At 58.8% G+C, this 17565-nt stretch carries 15 protein-coding genes; 7 read left to right on the top strand and 8 right to left on the bottom strand.

Annotation, left to right across the window (positions count from 1 at the left end):
• Positions 1 to 121: 121 nt before the first annotated feature.
• Positions 122 to 868 (bottom strand): ParB-like protein, encoded by a 747-nt coding sequence (locus VJ698_RS05355; RefSeq protein ID WP_324101684.1) that lies wholly within the window; start codon positions 866 to 868, stop codon positions 122 to 124.
• A gap of 45 nt (positions 869 to 913) precedes the next feature.
• Complete coding sequence (locus VJ698_RS05350; RefSeq protein WP_324101683.1) at positions 914 to 2233, bottom strand: amidase; 1320 nt, start codon at positions 2231 to 2233, stop codon at positions 914 to 916.
• A gap of 230 nt (positions 2234 to 2463) precedes the next feature.
• Between VJ698_RS05350 and purL the strand changes: the two genes are divergently transcribed.
• On the top strand, positions 2464 to 6483 hold the full coding sequence (gene purL / locus VJ698_RS05345; RefSeq protein ID WP_324101682.1) for a phosphoribosylformylglycinamidine synthase: 4020 nt from the start codon (positions 2464 to 2466) through the stop codon (positions 6481 to 6483).
• A 103-nt stretch (positions 6484 to 6586) separates the two neighbouring features.
• Here purL and VJ698_RS05340 read toward each other — a convergent pair whose 3' ends face one another.
• From VJ698_RS05340 to VJ698_RS05315, 6 genes are read right to left on the bottom strand one after another with little or no spacing between them, the layout of a single operon-like run.
• Entirely contained in the window at positions 6587 to 7363 is a 777-nt protein-coding gene (locus VJ698_RS05340; protein ID WP_324101681.1) for a peptidylprolyl isomerase, read from the bottom strand.
• A 55-nt stretch (positions 7364 to 7418) separates the two neighbouring features.
• Positions 7419 to 7703 carry a BolA family protein gene (locus VJ698_RS05335; protein WP_324101680.1) on the bottom strand — a complete coding sequence of 95 codons (285 nt, stop codon included), beginning with the start codon at positions 7701 to 7703 and terminating at the stop codon, positions 7419 to 7421.
• Positions 7700 to 8320 (bottom strand): septation protein A, encoded by a 621-nt coding sequence (locus VJ698_RS05330; protein ID WP_324101679.1) that lies wholly within the window; start codon positions 8318 to 8320, stop codon positions 7700 to 7702. Before VJ698_RS05330 ends, VJ698_RS05335 begins: the two co-directional genes overlap by 4 nt.
• Positions 8321 to 8339: 19 nt before the next feature.
• Positions 8340 to 8738: a peptide-methionine (R)-S-oxide reductase MsrB gene (gene msrB, locus VJ698_RS05325; RefSeq protein WP_324101678.1), complete on the bottom strand. Its 399-nt coding sequence runs from the start codon at positions 8736 to 8738 to the stop codon at positions 8340 to 8342.
• A complete protein-coding gene (locus VJ698_RS05320; protein WP_324101677.1) occupies positions 8735 to 10228 on the bottom strand; it encodes a protein adenylyltransferase SelO in 1494 nt (497 codons plus the stop codon). Before VJ698_RS05320 ends, msrB begins: the two co-directional genes overlap by 4 nt.
• 15 nt (positions 10229 to 10243) lie before the next feature.
• The gene (locus tag VJ698_RS05315; protein ID WP_324101676.1) at positions 10244 to 11008 is read right to left on the bottom strand and encodes a Crp/Fnr family transcriptional regulator; all 765 of its coding nucleotides are present in this window, start codon (positions 11006 to 11008) and stop codon (positions 10244 to 10246) included.
• A 168-nt stretch (positions 11009 to 11176) separates the two neighbouring features.
• Between VJ698_RS05315 and VJ698_RS05310 the strand changes: the two genes are divergently transcribed.
• The 6 genes from VJ698_RS05310 to VJ698_RS05285 form a co-directional block, all read left to right on the top strand.
• The gene (locus VJ698_RS05310) at positions 11177 to 11953 is read left to right on the top strand and encodes a class II aldolase/adducin family protein (RefSeq protein ID WP_324101675.1); all 777 of its coding nucleotides are present in this window, start codon (positions 11177 to 11179) and stop codon (positions 11951 to 11953) included.
• Positions 11954 to 11973: 20 nt separating this feature from the next.
• The gene (locus VJ698_RS05305; RefSeq protein WP_324101673.1) at positions 11974 to 12561 is read left to right on the top strand and encodes an HD domain-containing protein; all 588 of its coding nucleotides are present in this window, start codon (positions 11974 to 11976) and stop codon (positions 12559 to 12561) included.
• 123 nt (positions 12562 to 12684) lie between these two features.
• Positions 12685 to 14337, top strand: coding sequence for a 3-(methylthio)propionyl-CoA ligase (locus VJ698_RS05300; protein WP_324101672.1), 1653 nt, complete (start codon positions 12685 to 12687; stop codon positions 14335 to 14337).
• An 80-nt stretch (positions 14338 to 14417) separates the two neighbouring features.
• Positions 14418 to 15665 (top strand): branched-chain amino acid ABC transporter substrate-binding protein, encoded by a 1248-nt coding sequence (locus VJ698_RS05295; protein ID WP_324101750.1) that lies wholly within the window; start codon positions 14418 to 14420, stop codon positions 15663 to 15665.
• Between the two features lie 311 nt (positions 15666 to 15976).
• Complete coding sequence (locus tag VJ698_RS05290) at positions 15977 to 17221, top strand: branched-chain amino acid ABC transporter substrate-binding protein (RefSeq protein ID WP_324101671.1); 1245 nt, start codon at positions 15977 to 15979, stop codon at positions 17219 to 17221.
• Between the two features lie 101 nt (positions 17222 to 17322).
• The coding region (locus tag VJ698_RS05285) for an ABC transporter permease subunit (RefSeq protein ID WP_414691113.1) at positions 17323 to 17565 on the top strand (243 nt) is incomplete at its 3' end.

The following is a 17565-nucleotide window of genomic DNA, read 5'->3' as shown; positions in this document are numbered from 1 at the left end:
GGGAAACATAGACAGCCGGATATATTTCTAGTTCGAGGGCATCATTTTAATTTCTCGGTGGGAAGTCGGGGGATTTCCGATGCGCTTCTGTACCGAACGCATCTTCCGCACAACACCGGCCTCAGTTCGCAGGCACAGGATGCATGCCGTTATTGCCCGATTGGCACGGGCCGGCATATCCCGGCAGATCTTTTGCCTCGGGCTTGCAGGCGAGGCGTTCCGCTGCCTGCAGCGCGGAGAGCAGATTCAGACGTTTGATGGGTTGCCAACCCATCTGCATGCCGAAGTAGCGCGCCCATTCGAACTCCATGAAATAGGCATCGGTTCGTCTGAAATAGCCGGCCGTCTCGGCATAGGTGGCGAGCGCACGATAAGGATCATCGGCAAGCTCGTCGATCCGTACGGGAAGCGCGGAGGGTGGGATGGAATTGCCCTTGGAGTCGAACAGATAGACCCAGTGCCTTGCCTGCATCTCCTGCCAGAAGTTTGCGGGATCGTCGAGCCGTCCGATGACCTGCGCCATGACCTTGTCAGCGCCGACGCGCAACAATACGCTGACCAGGTGATGGCTGTCCGTCAGATAGAACGTGCCGTCAGGTCCCTGTACCACTGGAACCGGCCGTTTGCTGGTGTACTTGACGAAGTCCGTCACCGGCTTGAAATGGCCGACTCTTTCTTCGACCGGAATCAGTCCGATGGCAGGCTGAGTCGGATGAAGCGCAGACAGGGAGATTTCGCATTTTGCGTCGATCGGCGTGCTGCGATCGCATGCCGGTTCTGCGCGCGCCGTTGTGGCGACAAATACGATGGCAAGCGTTAGCAGGAGAGAATGAAAGGGGCGTGTCGCAAGTGCGTGCAAGTACTGCATTGTCTTCCAGTCGAGGGGCATCGATCGTGCGATGTGGTGATTCGGTCAAGCCGCGTGCAGAGTGTGCTCGATTGCGCGCGCAACGGCAAGAATCCTTGCATCCGACATTGCCGGCCCGGCAACCATCAGGCCGACCGGCAGCGTGCCGGACGCGTGGCAGGGCAGGGATACGGCGCAGCCATCAAGCAGATTGATCGTGGACGGATTGCGCAGCAAGAGGCCATTCGCTTTGAAGAAAGCATCCTCGGATGCTTCCAGGTCGGCAATCGGCGGCGCCACCAGCGGCACGGTCGGCATGATGATCGCATCGTACGGTGCAAGTGCGGTTTCCATGCGTGCGATCCAGTCGCGTCGTTTCGCATGCAGATCGATGTAGTCGGCGGCGCTCAGGCCGGATCCGAGCTTGATGCGCTTGGCGACGCGGAAATCGTACTCCGCTTCGCGATCGGCGAGCAGGGTGCGGTGCCATGCGAATGCTTCGGCCGGGGAAAATCTGTTCAGCGCGGCGGCCTCGGCGAGCGGCGTGAAGCTTGCGTCGATGACACTGGCGCCGGCAGCAGACAGGCGCGTGAGGGCAGCCGAGAATGATGCAGCAACATGCGGGTCGAGGTTGTCGAGGACAGTCGTGTCCGGAACGCCCAGGCGCAGTCCGGCCAGAGGCAGGTCCGGGATCGACAGGGACTGGTCGGCGATGATGCCATCGACCAGGATGCAGTCGTCCACCGAGCGCGCCATTGCGCAGACGGTGTCTAGAGTCGTCGACAGCGGCAAGGCGCCGGCCGTCGGCACGCGCCGCGCGGTCGGCTTGAATCCGACGATACCGCATAACGCTGCCGGGATACGGATCGAGCCGCCGGTATCCGAGCCGAGTGCGGCCACGCACATGCCCGCTGCGACCGATACCGCGGCGCCCGAGGAGGAACCGCCTGGAATGCGGGCCAGCGTGGCATCTGCAGGATTGGCTGGCGTGCCGTAGTGCGGATTGATACCGACGCCGGAAAAGGCGAATTCGGTCATGTTGCTCTTGCCGATGATGGCCGCACCGGCCATGCGTAGCCGCCTGACGGCCGGTGCATCAGCCTTTGCCGGCGGCGCCCCCTTGAGCACTGTTGAACCGGCAAGCGTGGTTTCGCCTCCAATATCGAACAGGTCCTTGACCGAGACCGGCAGGCCGGCCAACGGCGGCACGTCAAGTTGTGCAGCACGAATGGCATCGGCATATGCCGCGGTTGCGCGTGCTGCTTCAGGATACAGCGTTGTGAACACCGACCGGGACTTTTCCGCTTCGGCCAGGCAGGCTTCCAGCAAGACTGTGCGCGGTTGTTCCGCAAGCGCGGTGATGGAGCGGTTGGCAAGAGGTGTCATGCTCGGGACGATGGTGAGGAAATGGGCAGCGGAACAATAGCATATCGAACCGGCTTGCATGAAGTGGGCAGGCCATGGAAACGCGTTTCCGCACCGTACGCACAAGTAATCCTGCCGACGCATTGACAAGCTGCCATGCCCCGGTGTCGCGGTATAATCCCGGTTTCTGATTTAACCTGCGGTCAGGCCCTGTTTGCGGGCGCTTGCACTGCCTCAAATTTCTCATCGCCATGCTGATTCTGCCGGGCTCGAACGCCCTGTCTGCCTTCCGTACCCAACGCCTTTTGTCACAATTGCAAGAAGTCGAGCCGGCCATCGTCGGCGTGACGGGACGCTTTCTGCACTTCATCGATGCGACGAGCGCGCCGAGCCAGGAAGACATCGACCGCCTGAAAGCTCTGTTGACCTATGGCGAACCGTTTAGCGCCGGTGCCGAGGGCGAGGAATTCGTCGTGATCCCGCGTTTCGGCACGATCTCGCCGTGGGCGAGCAAGGCGACCGACATCGCACACAACTGCGACATGGTCCACATCAAGCGCATCGAACGCGGCGTTTCTTATCATGTGAAGATGAAATCCGGCCTGTTGGGCGGAAGCAAAAAGCTGTCGGAGGAATCCGCGCAGCAGGTTGCCGCATTGCTGCATGACCGCATGATCGAAATCGTGCTGCGCAATCCGAATGATGCTGCCGGGCTGTTCAGCGAACTGGAAGCAAAACAGCTGGAGTTCATCGATGTGCTCGCCGGCGGGCGCCAGGCCCTGGAGCAGGCGAATACCGAACTCGGACTTGCCTTGTCTGACGATGAGATCGATTACCTGCTGAATGCATTCACACAGGCGAAGCGCAATCCGACTGACGTCGAATTGATGATGTTCGCGCAGGCCAACAGCGAGCATTGCCGCCACAAGATTTTCAACGCCGACTGGACCATCGATGGCGTGAAGCAGGACAAATCGCTGTTCGCGATGATCAAGAACACGCACCAGCTGCAGCCGAAGGGCACGATCGTCGCCTATAGCGACAACTCGTCGATCATCGAAGGCGCAACGGTGTCACGTTTCTATCCGCGCGGCGCGGCCAGTGGCAACGTCTATGAAGCGTCGGATGAGCTGACCCATATCCTGATGAAGGTCGAGACACACAATCATCCGACCGCGATTTCACCTTTCCCGGGGGCGTCCACCGGCGCAGGCGGTGAAATCCGCGATGAGGGCGCAACCGGCCGCGGCGCCAAGCCGAAGGCGGGCCTGACCGGATTCACGGTGTCCAACCTGATGCTGACCCACTCGGTGCAGCCGTGGGAAAACGCGCGCGATGTTACTGAGCCGCTCGTGCAGCGCGTTTCGCATGGACAGGCCGGCATCTACGGCAAGCCGGACCGCATTGCATCGCCGCTGCAGATCATGATCGATGGCCCGATTGGCGGTGCTGCGTTCAACAATGAATTCGGACGCCCGAATCTCGGAGGCTATTTCCGAACCTACGAACAGAACGTCGGCGGATCGGTGAAGGGCTATCACAAGCCGATCATGATCGCTGGCGGCATGGGCAACATTTCGGACAAGCATACGAAGAAGCATGACCTGCCGGTCGGCAGCCTGTTGATCCAGCTCGGCGGCCCCGGCATGCGCATTGGCATGGGCGGCGGCGCGGCATCGTCAATGGCGACTGGCACCAATACCGCCGACCTCGATTTCGACTCGGTACAGCGCGGCAATCCGGAAATGGAGCGGCGCGCGCAGGAAGTCATCAACGCCTGCTGGGCGATGGGTGACGACAATCCGATTCTGTCCATTCATGACGTCGGGGCCGGCGGCCTGTCGAATGCTTTCCCTGAGCTGACCAATGACGCGAAGCGCGGCGCAGTTTTTGATTTGCGCAAGGTGCAACTCGAAGAAAGCGGCATGGCGCCGAAGGAAATCTGGAGCAATGAATCGCAGGAACGCTACGTACTCGCCATCGCGCCGGAAAGCCTTCCGCTGTTCCAGTATCTGTGCGAGCGCGAACGCAGCCCGTTCGCCGTGGTTGGCACCGCAACCGAAGAGCGTCAGCTCAAGGTGATCGATCCGGAACACGGCAACAATCCGGTCGATATGCCGATGGATGTCCTGCTCGGCAAGCCGCCGAAGATGCATCGCGACGTCAACCACGTCAAGAACGACTACCCGCCCGTCGACCTGACCGGCATGGATCTGGTCGAAGTCGCACAGCGTGTGCTGCGCCTGCCGGCCGTGGCGGACAAATCCTTCCTCATCACGATCGGCGACCGTACCGTCGGTGCAATGTCCGTGCGCGACCAGATGGTCGGCCCCTGGCAGGTGCCGGTGGCGGATTGCGCAATGACCGCCATGGGCCTTGAGGGGTATCACGGCGAAGCGATGTCCATGGGCGAGCGCACGCCGCTGGCTGTCATTGATGCCGCCGCGTCGGGCCGCATGGCGGTGGGCGAGGCGATCACCAATATCGCAGCGGCACCGATCAACGATATCTCCGACATCAAGCTGTCCGCCAACTGGATGGCCGCTTGCGGCCAGCCGGGCGAAGATGCGGCACTGTTCGATACGGTGAAGACTGTCGGCATGGAATTGTGCCCGGCACTCGGCATCAGCATCCCGGTCGGCAAGGATTCGCTGTCCATGCGCACAACCTGGACCGATGCTGAAGGCAGCAAGTCGGTGACTTCTCCGGTATCGCTCATCGTCTCCGCCTTTTCGCCGGTACACGACGTCCGCATGTCGCTGACACCGCAGTTGCGCAAGGATATGGGTGATACGGCCTTGATCCTGATCGACCTCGGTCGCGGCAAAAACCGCATGGGTGCATCTGCGCTGACGCAGGTCATGCAGCAGATCGGCAATGCGACGCCGGATGTCGACAGCGCGGAAGACCTCAAGGCATTCTTTGACGCGATCCAGCAGCTCAACAAGGAGCGCAAGCTGCTCGCCTATCACGACCGTTCCGATGGCGGCCTGTTCGTGACGCTGGCCGAAATGGCATTCGCCGGTCGCACGGGTGTATCAGTGAATCTCGATATCCTTGCGATGGAAGGCGAGCATGCATCCGATTCGGGCGAAGCGAAGAACTGGACAGGGCAGATTGCCGAGCGCCGCAACGATCTGACGCTGCGTGCATTGTTCAGCGAAGAACTCGGGGTCGTAATCCAGGTGCGCGCCGAGGAGAAATCCGACGTGATGAATGTGCTGCGCTCCTACAAGCTCGGTGCATGCAGCCACATCATCGGCAAGCTCAATGACCGCGACGTGATCGAATTCACTCGCGACGCCAAGGTGATCTACAACCAACCTCGCATTGAATTGCAGCGCCTGTGGAGCGAAACCAGCTGGCGCATCGCGCGCCTGCGCGACAATCCTGCATGCGCCGATGCGGAATACGATCGCATACTTGATGTGACCGATCCGGGGATCACGCCGAAGATCAGCTTTGATCCGCAGGTTGACGTCGCGGCGCCCTTCATTGCGACGGGTGCGCGACCGAAGGTTGCCATCCTGCGCGAGCAGGGCGTCAACTCGCATGTGGAAACGGCGTATGTCATGCACAAGTCCGGATTCACTGCCGTCGACGTGCACATGAGCGACCTGCTCGCCGGGCGTGCGAAGCTGGACGATTTCAAGGGCTTCATTGCCGTCGGTGGTTTCTCCTACGGCGACGTGCTGGGCGCGGGCGAAGGCTGGGCCAAGACCATCCTGTTCCACAGCAAACTGGCCGAGCAGTTCGCCGGCTTCTTCAACCGCGGTGACACCTTTGCACTGGGCATCTGCAACGGCTGCCAGATGATGAGCAACCTGAAGTCCATCATTCCGGGCGCTCAGGCGTGGCCGAAGTTCACGCGCAACAAGTCCGAGCAGTTCGAAGCGCGCTTCGCGATGGTGGAAGTGGCCGATTCTCCATCTATCTTCTTCCAGGACATGGCCGGGACGCAAAGCCCGATCGCCGTGGCCCACGGCGAGGGGTTTGCCGATTTCTCGCAGACGGGCGACATCAAGGAAGCGATCGTGGCGATGCGCTGGATCGACAACAAGGGGCAGGTGACGGAAAACTATCCCTACAACCCGAACGGCTCGCCGCAAGGTATTACTTCGGTGACCACGCCGGACGGGCGCTTCACGGTCCTGATGCCGCATGCGGAGCGGGTGTTCCGCTCAGTCCAGCACTCGTGGCATCCGGATTCATGGGGCGACTACTCGCCGTGGATGCGCATGTTCCGCAATGCCCGCACATGGGTGGGGTGATCAAAGCGTCCGGCAGTGCAGGCTGCCGGATAAATGACGCCAGAAAATGACGCCAGAAATAAAAAAGCGCTCCGGATGGAGCGCTTTTTTTTGAGCGACGAAATTACTGGATCTTTGCTTTCTTGCGCAGTTCTTCCTGGTAGCCCTGCAGTTTCTTCTGCTGCAGCGACTCGGCGATTTGCGGCTTCACTTCATCCAGCGTCGGGACCTTCGCCGGGCGGACATCTTCCAGCTTGATCACGTGATAACCATATTGCGTCTTGACCGGTGTCTCGGTGATCTGGCCCTTTTGCAGGCCGACCATGGCGTCCGAGAACGGCTTCACAAAGGAAGCGGGCGATGCCCAGTCCAGGTCGCCACCGTTGCTGGCGGAACCCGGATCCTTCGACTGCTTCGCGAGCTCTTCAAACTTCGCGCCGCCTTTCAGCTTGGCGATGATCGCCTTGGCGTCGTCTTCCTTGTCGACCAGGATATGGCGCGCATGGTATTCCTTGTCGCCGGCCTGTGCCTTGAACTTGTCGTATTCGGCCTGGATCTCGGAATCCTTGACAGGGTTCTTCTTCAGGAAGTTCTGGACCAGCGCGCGAATGGCGATCGACTGACGGGCGATTTCAACCTGGTTCTTGACCTCGGGGCTGCTGCTCAGGCCTAGCTTGTCCGCTTCCTGCATCAGGATTTCACGGTTGATCAGCTCTTCCTTGACCATGGCGCGGAGCTGCGGGCTGTCCGGCTGGCCTTGGGCTGCCAGTTGCTTGATCATCGTGTCAGCGCGGGACGAAGGTACGGGCTTGCCATTCACGACAGCGAGGTTCTGCGCCATTGCAGGCAGCGCAACGGCGGCAACAAGCAGCATCAGCAAGCGGGCAGGTTTTAAAGTCATTATCTGTTCCTAAAAATTGCAGTGTGAGAGTAAGGTTGGAGAAATCGGGCGCGTCTTATTTGGAGTCTTGTGTGACTTCAGACGGCGCGATTGCGATGATGTTGAGGGCGTGTATATCGCTTGTCATCATGTCACGGAGGCAATCATACACCAGCCGATGACGCGCTACGCGATTTAACCCCTCAAAACGGTCGGAAACCAGTCGCACCGTATAGTGACCTGCGCCGGAAGCGGCGCCCGCGTGGCCTGCATGCAGATGCGATTCATCCTCCAATTGACATGCGAGAGGGGCGAAAGTTGCAGTCAGGCGGCTGCGCATTTGTTCGATGCGATCGCTCATCGCGAATCCTTTACGTATTTTGACAAGAACAGGCTCTGAGCGATCACGAAGACAAACATCAGTCCCGTGAAACCAAACAGTTTGAAGTTCACCCAGGCTGCGGTGGAGAAGTTGTAGGCGACATAGAGATTGACCAATCCCATCGCACCGAAGAATGCGGCCCATGACAGGCTCAGACGCTGCCAGACCAGGTCGGGAAGGGTGACCTGCTGTTCCATCATCAGGCGGATCAGGTTTTTCCCCAGCAGCGCCTGGCTGATCAGGAGGGCCGTGCCGAAACACCAGTAGAGCACGGTCGGTTTCCACTTGATGAAGGTCTCATTGTGGAAATAGATAGTCGCCCCGCCGAACACCGTGATGATGACGAGCGATACCCAAAGCATAGTGTCGACCTTTTTGCCGCGCAGCAGAAGGTAGGTGATCTGCGCGATCGTGGCAAGGATGGCAATGGCGGTGGCCAGCATGATCGGCGCCTGGTCCGCTGCGGCGACACCGCCGTTCACGAGGCCGGACAGGTATTGCTGGGCCAGCGCCTGCGCCGCGTCCGGGTGTCCCTCTCCCCATTTGAACATGGAGAAGAACAGGATGACGGGAAAAAGATCGAACAGGAACTTCATGTGTGATAGAGGTCTTTCATCATGTTGGTTCAAAGCGCAGGGATGCGGAGTTGATACAGTAGCGCAAACCGGTCGGCGGCGGTCCGTCCGGAAAAACATGCCCGAGATGCGCATCGCATACATTGCACAGAATTTCGGTGCGTATCATGCCATGACTGCGGTCCACGCGCTCGGAAACATGTTCAGGATTGACTGGTTTGAAATAACTCGGCCAGCCGCAGCCGGATTCGAATTTGGCATCGGACTCGAAGAGCGGCGTACCACAGCATGTGCAGGTGTAGATGCCGTGCTCGTGGTGATCCCAGTAGCGTCCGGTGAAGGCCCGCTCGGTGGCGGCATGCCGCGTGACTTCATAGTCGAGCGGATCGAGCATGGCGCGCCATTCCGCGTCGGTTTTGATCACTTTTTTGTCGGTCATGATGAACAACTCACTTCCAGTTCGTTTGCCCAGTCGGGCGGGAGATCGGCGTATTTCTCGTTTTCCGGCTGCTCCTCGAACGGGTTTTCGAGTACCGAGAGCAATTTGGCAACTTCCGAGAAATCCTTATTTTGCGCTTTTTCTATCGCGGTTTGCGCCAGATAGTTGCGCAGTACATATTTCGGATTAACGGCGTGCATCGCCATGCGGCGGACTGCATCAATGCTGTTTTCGCGGCGCAGGCGGGTGCGGTACTGTTTTGCCCAGGCGTCGAAGGCGAGGCGATCGATGAACAGGTCACGCACCGGTGCATCACCAGCGGGATCATCGACCTTCAGCTCGCCGAGGTGCCGGAAGAACAGGGTGAAGTCCGTATGGTTTGCCTGGAGCAGGGAAAACATCTCGTTGATCAGCGTGCTGTCGTCGGGATCCTTGCTGCGCAAGCCGAGCTTTGCATGCAGCAGGTCGTCCAGCCGGTTCTCGAATGCAGGCTTGTAAATCTCCAGCGCCGAGTGCGCGTCGTCGATGTCGCCGATAAGCGGCAGCAGGGCCTGGGCAAGCGCGAAGCAGTTCCACTGCCCGATCTTCGGCTGCATCTGGTAGGCGTATCGTCCCTGCTGATCGCTGTGATTGCAGATGTGCCGCGCATCGAAGGCTTCCATGAATCCGAAGGGGCCGTAGTCGATCGTCATGCCGAGGATAGACATGTTGTCCGTGTTCATCACGCCGTGCATGAAGCCGACGGCCTGCCATTGCGCGATCAGCTCCGCGGTGCGGCGCGTGGCCTCCTGGAGCAACGCCTGATAAGGATTCGGCGCGGCGCGCAGCGCGGGATGGAAACGGTCGATGACATAGTCAGCCAGCGTCTGCAACTCTTCCTTGCGATCCCTGGATGCCCAGTGTTCGAAGGAGCCGAAACGGATAAAGGTCGGTGCCATGCGAGTCGCGACCGCGCCGGTTTCGGGCGTCTCGCGCATCACGGTCATGTCCGATCCGACCACACTGAGCGCGCGCGAGGTCGGAATGCCGAGTGCTGCCATCGCTTCGGAACAGAGGAATTCGCGTATCGACGAGCGCAGCACGGCGCGGCCGTCGCCCATGCGCGAGTAGGGTGTCAATCCGGAACCCTTGAGCTGCAATTCCATCCTGCCGCAGGTGCCTGGCACATCGCCGAGCAGGATGGCGCGGCCGTCGCCAAGTTGTCCCGCCCACACGCCGAACTGGTGCCCGGAATAGACAGCGGCAAGCGGAATCGAGCCGGGAAGGATGCGATTGCCGGCAAATGCTTCAAGGAAAGCGGTCTTGCCGAATTCGGCGGGATCGAGTCCGATCAGCTCCGCCGCCCTTGCACTTGCGCCCACGAGATAAGGCGCGGAGATCGGCGTGGGAAGCAGGCGCGTATAAAACGCGGGCGGCAGGCTAGCAAACGAGTTTTCGATCGGCAGGGTCTCCGTGCGATGGAGGCCAAAACTCAATTCAGGGGCGTTCATGTCGATTCCTTGCTGTCACGCGCGCTTGTGGGTGATCTGCTTGCGTGATGGCGCGTGTGTCGCGAGATCCGGATAGGCGAGGCTTGTCAGGGCATCCGGCTGCTTGATGGATATGCGGCCATATCTGGTTTGCACCAGGCCTTTTTTCTCCCACAGATGTAGCAGCTTGGCAATGCTTTGACGTGATTTTCCCAGTAGCTGGCCGATCTCTTCCTGCGTCAGGGGAACCTCGCGCCCGCCTGGAATAGTTCTCACGCTCATGGGCGAGGGCTTGATATGCGCCAGTTCCAGCAGGCGCCGCGCAAGGCGCTGCTGCAGTGGGACGGTAGCCGCCTCTTCCACCAGATCGAAGGTGGTGCGCAAGCGCATGCTGAGAATCTTTGCGAAGCGCTCGCAGATCGCGGGATAGCGCGCGACCAGTTGCTTGAAGTCCGACTTGGCGTGAAACAGCAGGACAGTCCTTCCGGAAGCATGGCCGTCGTGCGAGCGCGGCATGCCATCGAAAAGCGACATTTCGCCAAACCAGTTGGGAGCATCGAACACTGAAATCGTGGTCGCGCGGCCGTCGGCGGTGGTGCGCGTGAAGCGCACCGAGCCGCTTGCGATCGTGTACAGGCCATCTGCCGCGGCACCCCGCGCGATCACCGGCGCGCCGTCCTCGACGACGCGCAGGCGTCCGCAGGCGGCCGCCTCGGCGATCACCTCCTCTGGCAGTCGGGCAAGCCACGATCTCCTCAGCAGTTCGATTTTGTCGATCTCATCGACGATTCGGATAGGCATGGCAAATGTTAAAAAGTTGACAGAGTTGCGGAAAGCGATCTGTTGATACTGCGTTCTCCGTCGGATTTTGTCGTACGGAAGTCATGATGCCTTACGTTGATCACGCGGAATTGCAGGTGCTTTTGCGCACCTTCGCACCTTATTTTGACAGAGAAGGAGACGGCCCACATGAATGCACCTGGACAACTGGATATCCCGTCCATCAGGGACCGAGTATCGGCCGAAGAATGGCAGACCCGCGTCGATCTCGCTGCCTGCTACCGGCTCGTTGCGGAGTTCGGATGGAGTGACCTGATTTTCACTCACATCACGGCGCGCGTACCGGGGACGCAGGACCAGTTCCTGATCAACCCGTACGGAATGATGTTCGACGAGATTACTGCGTCGTCGCTGGTGAAAATCGATCTTGAAGGAAACAAGCTCGACGAGTCGCCGTTCCCGGTCAACCCGGCCGGCTTCACCATCCATTCCGCAATCCATTCCGCACGGCATGATGCGCAATGCGTGCTGCATGTGCACAGCGTTAACGGCGTTGCCGTCTCGGCGCAGAAGAACGGTCTGCTTCCGGTGTCGCAGCAATCCATCTTCGTGCTGAACAGCCTCGCTTATCACGATTACGAAGGCCTTGCATTGAACGAGGAAGAAAAGCCGCGCCTCATCGCGGACCTCGGTGACAAGAACTATCTGATGTTGCGCAATCACGGGTTGTTGACATTGGGCAAAACCATTGCGGATGCATTCGTCAACATGTATGTTTTTGAGGCGGCCTGCATGATCCAGGTGCGGGCGCAGGCGGGCGGCGCCGAGCTCCTGACGATTCCTGGCCCAATCATCGACGGCGCGCGCCGCCAGGCCAGGACAGTGACGAAGGCGCAAGGCGGCATGCTCGCCTGGCCCGGATTGCTGCGTCGCCTGGATCGCATCGATCCTTCTTATCGCACTTGAACCAGAACAGGAATCAGAACATGGAGACAACGATGCATCCACATGCGACGTTCCGCGACATGAAGGACAGCACTGCGGAAGACTGGCAGATCATTTCCGGTGAATTCAAGCACTATGCCTCCGCCTTGCCCGATCGCGTGCTGGCGCACCTGCGCCTGCTGGGCGGCGATTGCGGCGGCTTTCCGGTGGACCGGCTCACGCACAGCCTGCAAACGGCGACCCGCGCACATCGCGACGGCAGGGACGAGGAATATGTGATCTGTGCCTTGCTGCATGACATTGGCGACACGCTCGGCAGCTACAACCATCCCGATATCGCCGCTGCCATTCTGAAGCCTTTCGTCAGCCCGGAGAACCATGCGATGGTGGAGAAGCATGGCATCTTCCAGGGCTACTATTTCTTCCATCATCTCGGCATGGACAGGAACCTGCGCGACCAGTTCGCGGGCCAGCCGCTGTATGACGCGACGCGGGAATTTTGCGAGAAGTATGACGCGCCTGCATTCGATCCGGACTATGACACGCTGCCGCTGGCGTTTTTCGAACCCATGCTGCGACGCGTAATGGCCCGCCCGAAAACCACCATCTATAAGAAGGTTGTCGACTGAAAAGTCATGTGCGGGACATTGATGCGTCGCACCATCGAAAGTCATTGACGATATTAGTACGGTCGTTCAAAAATCACGCTATAAATTAAGTGGCAACACTCTAATCACATGGCAGGAGGCAGTATGTCGGAATATATGAAGAGCCCTTTGATGGGCCAGATGATGAGCCAGCCTTTGCTCATCTCCAGCATCATCCAGCACGCAGATCGCTATTTCGGCAGCAACGAAATTGTCTCGCGTCGCGTCGAAGGCGATATCCACCGATATACCTATCGTGACTGCCACCGCCGCTCGCGGCAGATGGCCAACGCGCTTGGGAACCTGGGCGTGAAGATGGGCGACCGCGTCGCCACGCTGGCGTGGAATGGCTACCGCCACATGGAGCTGTATTACGCTATCTCCGGTTCGGGCGCTGTCATGCATACCATCAATCCTCGCCTGCATCCCGACCAGATCGCCTACATCGCCAATCACGCGGAAGACCAGTACCTTTATTTCGACATGACCTTCCTGCCGCTGGTCGAAGCCTTCGCTGCGAAGTGCAAAACAGTCAAGGGATTCGTGATGATGTGCGACAAGGACCGCATGCCGCAGGACTCCAAGGTTCCGAACCTGATGTGCTATGAGGACCTGATCAGCAACAACTCTGACCAATATGAGTGGCCGCTGTTCGATGAGAACTCCGCATCCAGCCTGTGCTACACGTCCGGCACGACCGGCAATCCGAAGGGTGCGCTCTATTCGCACCGGTCGACGGTGCTGCATTCCTACGCGTCGACCATGCCGGATGCGCTGAACGTCTCATCGCGCGACGCGGTACTGCCGGTCGTCCCGATGTTCCATGTGAACGCTTGGGGCCTGCCGTATTCCGTCCCGCTGACCGGAGCGAAAATGGTTTTCCCCGGTGCGGCCCTGGACGGCAAATCGATCTACGAACTGTTCGAGCAAGAGAAGGTGACGTTCTCCGCCGGCGTTCCGACGGTGTGGCTCGGACTGCTGAATTATGTAGGACAAAACAACCTCAAATTTTCGACGTTCAAGCGTACCGTCATCGGCGGTTCCGCCTGTCCGCCGGCGATGATGAAGACCTTCCGTCATCAATACGACGTCGAGGTGGTGCATGCATGGGGCATGACGGAGATGTCACCGCTCGGCACGGCCTGCACATTGCAAGGCCACCACTTGGATTTGCCGGAAGACGAGAAGCAGGCTATTCTGGAAAAACAGGGGCACGCCATTTTCGGCGTCGACATGAAGATCGTCGACGACATGGGCAAGGAACTGCCCTGGGACGGCAAGACTTATGGCAACCTGCTGGTGAAAGGGCCATGGATCATCAGCGGTTACTTCAAGGGTGAGGGCGGCGACGTGCTGCAGGATGGCTGGTTCCCGACGGGTGACGTCGCGACCATCAGCCCGGACGGCTACATGCAGATCACCGATCGCAGCAAGGATGTGATCAAGTCGGGAGGAGAGTGGATAGGCTCGATCGACCTGGAAAATATCGCGATGGCGCATCCTGCCGTCCAGCAGGCCGCATGCATCGGCGTGTTCCATCCAAAATGGGACGAGCGCCCCCTGCTCGTCGTAGTGAAGAAACCGGGCGCCGAAGTCAGCAAGGAAGAGCTGATCAAGTTCTACGACGGCAAGATCGCGAAATGGTGGACGCCGGACGACGTAGCTTTTGTCGACGCACTGCCCATCGGCGCAACCGGCAAGGTCCTCAAGAACCGCATTCGTGAGCAATTCAAGGAGTACAAACTACCGACAGCCTGAAACCTCGAAACAGAAAAGCAGAAGCCAATCAGCCATCGTTCCATAACTACAAGTACCTACGTAAGGAAAAGAGACAAATGATGAAAACGATTCGACCCCTCGTACTGGCGTTCTCCGTTGCAGCGGCATTTGCGCCGTCCGTTCATGCCGACACCATCAAGATCGCAATGATCGAAACCATGTCCGGCGCATTTGCTCCTATCGGCCAGAACCAGCTGAACACCTTCCGCATGTTCACTGAGATGGCCAATCAGCAGAAGTGGGCTGGCAACCATACCATCGAGGTAACTGCTTTCGACGGCAAGGGCAGTCCGCAGGAATCACTGAACCAGCTCAAGACCGTGATCGACCAAGGCTATCGCTATATCGCGCAAGGCAATGGATCAGGCGTTGCGCTGGCGCTGATCGATGCTGTGAACAAGCACAACGAACGCAATCCGGGCAAGGAGATCGTTTTCCTCAATTATTCGGCGATCGATCCGGATCTCACCAACAGCAAGTGCAGCTTCTGGCATTTCCGCTTTGACGCCAACTCTGACATGAAGATGGAGGCGCTAACCTCCTACATGGCCAAGGATCAGAGCATCAAGAAGGTCTATATCATTGGCCAGAACTATGCGCACGGCCACCAGGTCACACGCGCTGCGAAGGAATACCTGAAGCGCAAGCGTCCGGATATCCAGATCGTCGGCGACGACCTTCACCCGATTGCGACCGTGAAGGACTTCGCTCCTTATGTCGCAAAGATCAAGGCATCTGGCGCTGACACCGTCATTACCGGCAACTGGGGCGCCGACCTGGCGTTGCTGGTCAAGGCTGCGAAGGATGCCGGCCTACCGGCCAAGTTCTACACGTACTACGCCGGCACATCCGGTGTGCCCACAGCAATGGGCGGCGCTACGGCAGGCATGGTGAAACAGGTTGCCTACTGGACGCCGAACAATGAAACCTTCTCGGGCAAGGAACTCGCGGAGGCGTTCAAGAAGAAATACAACGACGACCTGTATGTCACTGACATCTATACCGTCGTTGAGATGGTGGCCAAGGCAGCCAAGGAAACCAATTCCGTCGATCCGGTGAAAGTGGCTTTTGCGATGGAAGGCATGAAGGTCAAGGCGATCAACGGTGACGTTGAAATGCGCAACGTCGATCACCAGCTGCAACAGCCGCTCTACATCTCCACCTGGACCAAGGTGGACGGCAAGAAGATCAAGTATGACCAGGAGAACACTGGCTATGGCTGGAGCAACGACCAGAAGGTCGAAAGCTATGTAGCTACCCAGCCGACTTCCTGTCAGATGAAGCGTCCGGCACGTCCGTCCAAATAATCACATCAAGATCGGCATGGCATAGAACGCGCCATGCCGATTCCCGCTGTCAGTCAGCGGATAACAATAACTACTACACCTTATCGCGTAACGTGGGAGGGCGAAGGCCCGAGTACGTTGCTACGCAAGTGATGCAGCCGCCGGGAGGAGCGAAGCGGCGGCCGGTTCTCGACCTTTCAGTTCGCAACACAGATCACGTGTGAAAGGAGAAGGCCATGACAGACAGCAGCTAGCTTCCGACAATTTCAAGGCTTTACACAGGATATAACCATCGATATGCTGTACACACAAGATCGATAAGGAAGAGACAAATGGCTACTCACCTGAAGTCCCGGATCTTACCGCTTTCACTGGTTGCCGCGTTTGCCATCCCAGCGACAGCTGGTGCCGAAGTCGTGAAGATGGCATTCATTGACCCGCTGTCGGGGCCCTTCGCTCCGGTCGGGCAAAACATCCTCAAGAGCTGGCAGTTCATTGCCGAGAAGGCGAATGCCGAGCACTGGGCGGGCAACAACACGTTTGAAATCGTCGGCTTTGACAACAAGGCCAGCCCACAGGAATCGCTGAGCCAACTCAAGGCTGCCATCGACCAGGGCTATCGCTATGTCATCCAGGGCAACGGCTCGGGCGTCGCGCTTGCGCTGGTCGACGCCATCAACAAGCACAACGAGCGCAACCCCGGCAAGGAAATCCTGTACATCAACTACGCTGCGGTGGATCCTGATCTCACCAACAGCAAGTGCAGCTTCTGGCATTTCCGCATCGATGCCAACAGCGACATGAAGATGGAAGCCATGACCTCGTACATGGCGAAGGACCCGAACATCAAGAAGGTCTACATCATCGGTCAGAACTATGCGTTCGGCCATCAGGTGAGCCGCGCGGCGAAGGAATACCTCAAGCGCAAGCGGCCCGACATCGAGATCGTCGGCGATGACCTGCATCCGATCGGACAGGTGAAGGACTTCTCGCCGTACGTCGCGAAGATCAAGGCGTCCGGTGCCGATACCGTCATTACCGGCAACTGGGGCGCCGACCTCGCGCTGCTGATCAAGGCAGCGAAAGACGCCGACCTCAAAACTAATTTCTACACCTACTACGCGAGTACGACGGGCGTCCCAACGGCGATGGGAGCGGCGGGCGCCGAGCGTGTGAAATACACCGGGTACTGGAATGCGAACAACCAGGGCTTTGTCGGCAAGGACATCGTCGAAGGCTTCAAGAAGAAGTACAACGATGACTACTACACGATGGCGACCTACACCGGCCTTCTCATGATGGGCAAGGCGATAAAGGAAGCAAAGACCACCGATCCTGTGAAAGTCGCGTTTGCCATGGAAGGCATGAAGGTACAAAGCCTGAATGGCGAAGTAGAGATGCGCAAGACCGACCACCAGTTGCAGCAGCCGCTTTATATTGCGACATGGACCAAGGTCAACGGCAAGGATGTGAAGTTCGATCAGGAAAATACCGGTTATGGCTGGAAGACGGATGTGAAGCTCGACTCCTATGTCGCGACACAGCCGACTTCCTGCCAGATGAAGCGGCCATCCTGATCTGTTTTGGCGGTGCAGCGTGCCGGTGCTCGTCGTCACGCTGCTTTTTTGTGGGTTGAAAATAGTACGGTCGTACAAGAAATTTCAATAGGGGTTGTTTCGTGGAGTTCACCTTAATCACCTTGCTGAACGGTCTGAGCTACGGGCTGCTGCTGTTCATGCTTTCGTCGGGCCTGACGCTCATTTTCAGCATGATGGGCGTGCTCAATTTCGCCCATGCCAGCTTCTACATGATCGGCGCCTATTTCGCCTATGCCGTCAGCAGCCAGATCGGCTTCTGGCCGGCGCTGGTGATCGCGCCCCTGCTGGTGGGCGCCATCGGCGCCGTGGTCGAGCGCTACGGC

This window comes from Noviherbaspirillum sp., from assembly GCF_035254685.1.
Classification (GTDB): domain Bacteria; phylum Pseudomonadota; class Gammaproteobacteria; order Burkholderiales; family Burkholderiaceae_D; genus Noviherbaspirillum.
This window is presented reverse-complemented; position numbering and strand designations above follow the sequence as displayed.